The sequence below is a fragment of the Arthrobacter sp. 05T444 genome, from assembly GCF_056395905.1.
Map to the genome: position 1 here is coordinate 173504 of NZ_JBFTKK010000009.1, position 6988 is coordinate 180491.

At 64.5% G+C, this 6988-nt stretch carries 8 protein-coding genes and 1 pseudogene; 6 read left to right on the forward strand and 3 right to left on the reverse strand.

Translation table 11 applies throughout. The features are described from left to right. Window positions 1-114: 114 nt before the first annotated feature. Window positions 115-1059: a helix-turn-helix transcriptional regulator gene (locus tag AC1DD3_RS11290; RefSeq protein WP_476881657.1), complete on the reverse strand. Its 945-nt coding sequence runs from the start codon at window positions 1057-1059 to the stop codon at window positions 115-117. 178 nt (window positions 1060-1237) lie between these two features. On the opposite strand from AC1DD3_RS11290, the gene AC1DD3_RS11295 reads away from it, so the two are divergent. Together AC1DD3_RS11295 and AC1DD3_RS11300 are read left to right on the forward strand one after the other, a co-directional pair. After that, window positions 1238-2107 carry an aldo/keto reductase gene (locus AC1DD3_RS11295; RefSeq protein WP_476881658.1) on the forward strand — a complete coding sequence of 290 codons (870 nt, stop codon included), beginning with the start codon at window positions 1238-1240 and terminating at the stop codon, window positions 2105-2107. Between the two features lie 17 nt (window positions 2108-2124). After that, the gene (locus tag AC1DD3_RS11300) at window positions 2125-3096 is read left to right on the forward strand and encodes an aldo/keto reductase (protein ID WP_476881659.1); all 972 of its coding nucleotides are present in this window, start codon (window positions 2125-2127) and stop codon (window positions 3094-3096) included. Between the two features lie 103 nt (window positions 3097-3199). Here the strand turns inward: AC1DD3_RS11300 and AC1DD3_RS11305 are convergent, their stop codons facing one another. Together AC1DD3_RS11305 and AC1DD3_RS11310 are read right to left on the reverse strand one after the other, a co-directional pair. After that, window positions 3200-3409, reverse strand: a complete 210-nt coding sequence (locus AC1DD3_RS11305) for a hypothetical protein (protein ID WP_230121276.1) — start codon at window positions 3407-3409, stop codon at window positions 3200-3202. A gap of 150 nt (window positions 3410-3559) precedes the next feature. After that, window positions 3560-4225: a CDP-alcohol phosphatidyltransferase family protein gene (locus AC1DD3_RS11310; RefSeq protein ID WP_476881660.1), complete on the reverse strand. Its 666-nt coding sequence runs from the start codon at window positions 4223-4225 to the stop codon at window positions 3560-3562. A 178-nt stretch (window positions 4226-4403) separates the two neighbouring features. Here AC1DD3_RS11310 and AC1DD3_RS11315 point away from each other — a divergent pair, with 178 nt between their 5' ends. The 4 genes and pseudogenes from AC1DD3_RS11315 to AC1DD3_RS11330 all read left to right on the forward strand — a co-directional run. Beyond that, entirely contained in the window at window positions 4404-5234 is an 831-nt protein-coding gene (locus tag AC1DD3_RS11315) for an aldo/keto reductase (protein WP_476881661.1), read from the forward strand. 145 nt (window positions 5235-5379) lie between these two features. Further along, window positions 5380-5643 carry a GlsB/YeaQ/YmgE family stress response membrane protein gene (locus tag AC1DD3_RS11320; RefSeq protein ID WP_230121273.1) on the forward strand — a complete coding sequence of 88 codons (264 nt, stop codon included), beginning with the start codon at window positions 5380-5382 and terminating at the stop codon, window positions 5641-5643. 119 nt (window positions 5644-5762) lie between these two features. Further along, window positions 5763-6269: a hypothetical protein gene (locus AC1DD3_RS11325; protein WP_476881662.1), complete on the forward strand. Its 507-nt coding sequence runs from the start codon at window positions 5763-5765 to the stop codon at window positions 6267-6269. A 337-nt stretch (window positions 6270-6606) separates the two neighbouring features. Beyond that, window positions 6607-6988, forward strand: a pseudogene (locus AC1DD3_RS11330) (HNH endonuclease signature motif containing protein); the annotation flags it as partial.

A 6988-nucleotide genomic window follows, 5' to 3' on the forward strand; every position in this document is an offset into this window, starting at 1 on the left:
CTTGGTGGTCGAAGAAGTTCTCCTCCAAGGCTAGAAAGGCGGCAGCACAGACCCAATGGGCGGATGGCTAGAATCCCTCCGGTGGGCTGGGCAGCAGCACAACGCTCTGGCGCCCTACGGCTGTTCGGCTGCCCTCATTGCGGCGGGGCGGTCGCCCGGAGCACCTGACGGCTGCGGTTCGGCAGCGGTGGAAGCGTCCTCCGCCGTCGCAATTTCCCCCTCTGCGCGGGCGCCCAGGCTGCCGAGCAGGGCCAGCGCGTCGGCGGACGGGGAGCCCGGCTTCGCTGAGAACACCCGGAGCACCTGGTCAGGATCGTCCCGAAGGATCAGGTTTTCAAAGTTCAGTTCAAGGTCCCCGACGGCGGGATGGTGGAGCCGCACGCTGCCGGCCGACCGGGTGGCAACCCGGTGCCCCGCCCACCATTGCCGGAAGTGCTCGCTGTGCACCGCCAGCTCCCCCACCAGCTGGTTGGCCTGGGCGTCGCTGGGATGCCGGCCGACGTCGACGCGCAGCGCGCCTGCCGCCTCGGCGGCCACCGTCTTCCAGTCGCGGAAGAGTTCACGCGCCCGTGGATCCAGGATGAGCCAGCGCGTCAGGTTCCGCTCGCCCGGCGGCAGCTCCGGGAAATCCGCAAACAGCAGGAATGCCAGCCGGTTGCCGGCGAGCACATCCGTGCGCCGGCCAAGGACAAGGGCGGGAACGTCGCCCACGGCCTCCAGAAGCTGGCGCACTGCGGGACGCACGCCCTGGGCCGGAACGGGAGAACGGGCGGATTCAGCACAGTGCTCCAGGAGATCCATCATGTGCGCCTGCTCGCCGGCGTCGAGCTTGAGCGCCCTGGCTACTGAATCCAGCACGGCCCGTGACGGGTGGATGTTCCTGCCCTGCTCGAGCCGCGTGTAGTAGTCGGTGCTGACGTCTGCGAGCCGCGCGATTTCTTCGCGTCGGAGCCCCGGCACCCGCCTCGCGCTGGACCCGTCGGCTATGCCGGCGTCTTCCGGCTTCAACCGCGACCGCATTGCCTTGAGGAATTTTCCAAACTCAGCGCTCTGACCCATGCCCTCCATTCTGCACTTGCCAGGGCGGTGCTTTCTACAACGAAGGTAGGACTGCCAGTCCTAGGAAAAACAGGGACAGGCACATCTGCTGACGGCGGCGGCCCTGATGCATAGGCTCGATGAAGAGCCTTCCGATTCTGTACATACGCAGATTCCGAAAATACCCAGGAGAACAGCCATGTCCCAGACACCCGAATCCACCACCCCTGCCGCTCAGAGCCTCGAAATACCAGGGGTCACGCTGAACAACGGCGTCACCATCCCCCAGCTGGGGTTCGGTGTCTTCCAGGTGCCGCCGGCAGAGACCCAGCGGATCGTGGAAGACGCCCTCGAGGCCGGCTACCGGCACATCGACACGGCGGCCGCTTACCGCAACGAAGAAGGCGTCGGAGCGGCCATCGCGGCTTCAGGGATCCCCCGCAAGGAACTCTTCATCACTACCAAGCTTCGGAACGGCGAACAGGGCTCTGCTGCCGAAGCCTTTGAAAACAGCCGCAAAGCACTCGGCCTGGACGTCATTGATCTTTACCTCATCCATTGGCCTGTGCCGTCGCAAGGCCTGTTCACGGAAGCGTGGCGAACCATGGAGGCGCTCTACGTTGAAGGCAATATCCGTGCCATCGGCGTGTCGAACTTCCTGGAGGACCACCTGGATACGCTCTTGGCCAAGGCCGGCATCGTTCCGGCCGTGAACCAGGTCGAGCTTCATCCCACGTTCCAGCAGTCGGTTCTGGCCGAGAAGAGCCGCTCCCACGGCATTGCCGTCGAGGCCTATAGCCCCCTCGGCCAAGGCGCCGACCTGAACGCCCAGGCCGTCACTGCCCTTGCCGAGGACCGCGGCGCGACGCCCGCGCAGATCATCCTGGCCTGGCACCTCGCGGCGGGAACCATTGTGATTCCGAAGTCCGCTGACTCGGCTCGTATGCGTGAGAACCTCGCCGCCGCGTCCATCTCGCTGAGCGCCGCGGATGTCGAATCAATCAATGCACTGGAGGCCGGTACCCGGGTGGGCGCGGATCCCGCCGTCGCCGCCTTTTCCCAGTTCTAGCCCTAAGGACCACGACCATGCAGTACACCCATCTGGGCCGCTCCGGCCTGAAAGTCTCCCGCCTGTGCCTCGGCACCATGAACTTCGGCCCTCAAACCGACGAGGCCGCAGCGCATTCGATGATGGACTCCGCGCAGGAGTCCGGCATCAACTTCTTCGACACCGCCAATGTTTACGGCGGCACCGGTCATCGCGGCTGGACAGAGGAGATCATCGGCCGGTGGTTCGCCCAAGGGGGCGAGCGGCGCGAACGCACCGTCCTGGCCACCAAGCTGTACGGAACCATGACAGACCGCCCTAACGAGTCCAAACTCTCGGCACTCAACATCCGCCGGGCCCTCGACGCGAGCCTGAAGCGCCTACAGACCGACTACATCGACGTGTACCAGTTCCACCACGTGGACCGGAACACTCCCTGGGACGAGATCTGGCAGGGCATCGAGGTGGCCGTCCAGCAGGGCAAGATCCTCTATTCAGGAAGCAGTAACTTCGCCGGCTGGCATATTGCGCAGGCGCAGGAGACCGCTGCCCGGCGCAACTACACGGGCCTGGTCAGCGAGCAGTCCATCTACAACCTGCTGACCCGGAATGTGGAACTTGAAGTCATCCCCGCCGCCGAACAATACGGGCTCGGGATCATTCCCTGGTCCCCCCTGCACGGCGGCCTTCTCGGCGGCGTGCTGAAGAAGGAGCGCGATGGCGTACGGCGCCTTGAGGGGCGCGCGCAGGAAACACTTAAAAAGCACTCCGACCAGATCCAGGAGTACGAGGACTTCGCCGAAGAGCTGGGCCACGAACCCGGCGACGTGGCGCTCGCCTGGCTGCTGCACCAACCGGCGGTGACGGCCCCTATCGTTGGCCCCCGCACGCAGGAACAGCTCGACGCCGCCATCCGGGCCCTGGATGTCACGCTCAACGGTGACGCACTCAAGCGCCTGGACGCCATCTTCCCGGGGCACCGCACCGCACCCGAAGACTATGCCTGGTGACGGGCTGGCGCTGGCTCACCGGTGGGCCGCGCCGCTGACCGGGCCGGGCCGGGCCGGCGTCGGACTCCCGCGCGGCCGCATGCACTGCTATCGTCGTCTACCGCTAACGAGCCGGAGGGCGCTGCGGGTCCTCCAGGGCGGGATCGTCGGGTTCGCCGTCGGGGCCCGTAGGCGGTCCCGGCGGATCCTGCGGAGGAACTGCGGGATCCTCCAAGGGCGGGTTCTGCGTGGGGTCGAAAGGAAATCCCTCCGAGGGATTCTCCTGTGGGTCCCGGGTGGAATCCTGCTGGGAATCGTCGGGCGTTTCACTCATGGTCAGGATCCTTTGCTGGACGGGGTGCCATCGGGTGTGGCCACGAAACTTGGCCGCATATTTCTCTCGTTCCCGCTACACCCAAGGGATACCAGCGCCTTGCCGCTTAGTCCAGAGCTTCACTCAGGGCTGCCGATCTCAGGCAGGCGGTCAGTTCACCAGTTCTTGTCCGGACTCCAAGCCAACATCCCTGCCGCGGGTCCGCTCCAGCTCGAGGATGTCTCGGCCGAAAGAGGCCACCAGCGTCACGAGGGCAAGGATGACGGCGGCGGCGCCGATCCCCGCGGGCACGCCCGGTGTTAGCGCCAGCAGAAACGCAAATGGCTGGTAGGCGCCGATGACCTTGCGGAGCCGGCTCACGCCGAGCGTTCCCCTGAGGGCAGGCCGGAGCCGGCCGGCCGCTATAAAGGCGTACCACATCAGCCCGATAGCCAGGACCCACGGGCCGAAACTTCCCACTGCGGCGACGGACAGTACGAGAACCAAGGCGGCATCTGTTTGAACGTCCAGTCGTGCCCCTGCAGGGGATGCGCAGGCGAAACGCCGCGCCACTGCTCCATCCACGGCATCAAGCAGGAAAGCCACGCTGCCTATGACGATGAACGGGACGCCGGGCAAGCGGTCACTGAAGAGTGCGGGAACGGCCATTGCTGCGCAGCATGCCGCCAGAACAGCACGGACCAGCGTGACCCGATCTGCGGGAGTGATCATTGGCGGCTTGCGCCTGAGGATTGAGACGGCAGCGTTTCCCACCACCGCGACGCCAGCGGACAGCGCCGCGTAGAGCCATCCTGAATCCGCAGCCGAAGTGGCCATAAGCCAACTCCCGGCCACAAGAAAACCAGCCATCGCTATTGCCGCATCCGTCATCGCGCGGCGCCTGGCCAAGACCTCCATATGCCCCCTCGCGCTCATCGTAGCAACAACCGGCTCTGGCAGCGGAGCACCGCAATTGGCTCTGTGCAAACGGCTGCTCATAGGAAAGACTTTGCGCATGGCACTCTCACCGGCAATCGACCTGAACGATGGCCACCGGATACCACAGATTGGACTTGGCACCTGGCCGCTAAACGACCGTGAGGTGGCGGACGCCGTCGTACATGCCGTGGAAGCCGGGTACCGGCATATCGACACCGCCGTGAAATACGGCAATGAAACCGGGGTGGGCGAGGGAATTCGCGGGTGTGGATTGGACCGCGACGAGCTCTTCGTGACCACCAAGCTCGACGGCGAATTCCAAGGTGAGGACAGGGCGGTGGCAGGCCTGGAGGGCGCGCTCAGGCGGCTGAACATGGACTACGTGGACCTGCTCCTCATCCATTGGCCGCTGCCCCGGCGTGGCGATTTCATCTCGACGTGGAAGACCTTTGAACGGCTTCAGAATGAGGGCAAAGCCCGTTCAATCGGCGTGTCGAATTTCAAACCGTCCCACCTTGAACAGCTCATGTGGGCAACTGATGTGGTTCCCGCAGTGAACCAGATCCAACTCAACCCCTCGGTCACGCGCTCTGCGGACCGCGCCTATCACGAGCACCACGGGATAGTCACCGAATCGTACAGCCCGCTCGGGGCAGGTTCAGGCCTGTTGTCTGCGCCAGTGCTGACAAGAATCGCCAGAAAACACGGCAAAACCGAGGGCCAGATAGTGCTCCGCTGGCATGTTCACCAAGGCTTGGTGGCCATCCCAAAGTCCTCCAGTCTGCAACGCATGAAGGAGAATATCGACGTCTTCGGGTTCACCCTGGACCAGGAAGATCTGACGGCCATCGAGACGCTGGATGAAGGGCCAGAGGCGGGCGTGAACTCAGACGTCCAAGGGCATTGAGGCCGGCGGGAACAACCCTCCGCAGGAGAGTTTCTCCTCAAACCGACTGGCAGAAAAATAGTAAGCATGTTTAGTATTGGGGAGAAGGACGAAGCGTACCCGGCATACCGGGTGCCTCCTTTATGAAGAAGAAGGAACGATAAAAATGGGTTTTTTCGCATTTCTGATTCTGGGCCTCATTGCCGGAGCCATTGCTAAGGCGATCCTCCCCGGCCGACAGGGTGGCGGCATTTTCATCACGCTTCTGCTTGGCGTAGTAGGAGCCATCCTCGGCGGCTTCATCGGCAGCGCGCTCTTCGGCGTGGGAATCAACGAGTTCTTCTCGCTGTCAACGTGGCTGCTGGCCATCGGCGGGGCAATCGTCGTCCTGCTGGTCTACGGCATGATCACCCGCCGCAGCGTCCGCTAGTCGGACCTTGGCTGGAAAACGGCCCCGGGACACTTTCCCGGGGCCGTTTTCTTAGCTGATTCCCTCAGAGGCTGAACTTTCCACATCGTACATATCCCTCTCAAGAGCAGGAGTTCATCATGAAATCCAAACTTCTCTTCGGCGCCGGAATTGCTGCAGGCTACGTTCTCGGATCCAGGTCCGGCCGGGCAGCGTACGACAAACTCAAAGCCCGCGCCACCAGCATTTGGGACAGCAAACCGGTTCAGGACAAGGTCACTGCGGCCACCGAGGCTGTGAAGGAAAAGGCACCCGACATGGGCGACCAGCTCTCCGAAGCAGCGCGTCGGGCCGGGACAGTGCTTAGCTCGGCCATGCACCGCGACGCTTCCAAATCGGGCGACACCAAGTCCGGCACCTACTCCTCAGGCGGCGCCGCGTCCGGTTCAGGCGGCACGCCCGACGGCGACACTTTGGACAGCGGGGACGTCCCCGCACACAGTACTCACCCGGAGACAGTAAACCTTGGTACTTCAGACGTTGAGTCTGACCCCGCATTGAACGACTCATCGGGTCAGGACTGGTCCGATGAAGGCGGCGCCACTCCGGCCGGGGCTGCCACCAACGTGGACCCTGAAAGGCACTAGCCGAACAGCCCAGCCCCTCAGCCAAGCTGGGTACTGAAGTTCGGCGCCCGCTTTAGGCGCCGACTTTAGGCGCCCGCTTTAGACGCCCGCTTTAATTGTCAGACCCCTCTGGCAGAGTTTTCATATGGAAGCCATTGGGGGACGCAGCGTTGGTAACGCGGGCCGGGCAGCAGTGCCCGGCCCGCGTACCAATCCGTTGCGCAGCGTCCGGGATCCAGGGACTTGTGCCCCTGGCCAACTTTCCAGCACCGCCGTTGCGGACACTTCTTCGTCCAACGGCGGTGCTTTTGACTGCCTCCGGCAGTGCTTGGCGCTGGCGGAGACCACAGCCGACAGCGTGCCGGATGAACTGGCTCTGACCTCCTTCCGTAACGCGGCGGATTTCGCGGACCTGACCGAGGAGCTCTCCCGCCGGGCCGAGCACCTTCAGCTGCTCGCCGCGGCCGCGGTGGAACGGACCCGCACCGAGGCGGTTAACGCCGCCGGACCCGCGGCCAAAGCCACAGGCTGGACCACCGGCTGGGGCACCGGCACCGACACCGCGGGGGACGTCTCCGGATCCGGAGCGATGTCCGCAGCCGCGGCGCCGGGAACAGCGCCGGGGCCGGCGCGGGTGCGGTCTGTGCCTGCCGATGACGGGTGCCGGAACACCGCCGAATACCTCCGGGTCCGGCTCCGGATCAGCATCGGCGAAGCCCGCCGCCGGCTCGCCCTCGCCG

Excerpts from the sequence above, each read along its gene's own strand:
- AC1DD3_RS11315 (WP_476881661.1), top strand. The coding sequence starts at position 4,404 with ATGGCACTCTCACCGGCAATCGACCTGAACGATGGCCACCGGATACCA.
- AC1DD3_RS11300 (WP_476881659.1), top strand. The coding sequence starts at position 2,125 with ATGCAGTACACCCATCTGGGCCGCTCCGGCCTGAAAGTCTCCCGCCTG.
- AC1DD3_RS11320 (WP_230121273.1), top strand. The coding sequence starts at position 5,380 with ATGGGTTTTTTCGCATTTCTGATTCTGGGCCTCATTGCCGGAGCCATT.
- AC1DD3_RS11310 (WP_476881660.1), bottom strand. The coding sequence starts at position 4,225 with ATGGCCACTTCGGCTGCGGATTCAGGATGGCTCTACGCGGCGCTGTCC.
- AC1DD3_RS11295 (WP_476881658.1), top strand. The coding sequence starts at position 1,238 with ATGTCCCAGACACCCGAATCCACCACCCCTGCCGCTCAGAGCCTCGAA.
- AC1DD3_RS11290 (WP_476881657.1), bottom strand. The coding sequence starts at position 1,059 with ATGGGTCAGAGCGCTGAGTTTGGAAAATTCCTCAAGGCAATGCGGTCG.
- AC1DD3_RS11305 (WP_230121276.1), bottom strand. The coding sequence starts at position 3,409 with ATGAGTGAAACGCCCGACGATTCCCAGCAGGATTCCACCCGGGACCCA.
- AC1DD3_RS11325 (WP_476881662.1), top strand. The coding sequence starts at position 5,763 with ATGAAATCCAAACTTCTCTTCGGCGCCGGAATTGCTGCAGGCTACGTT.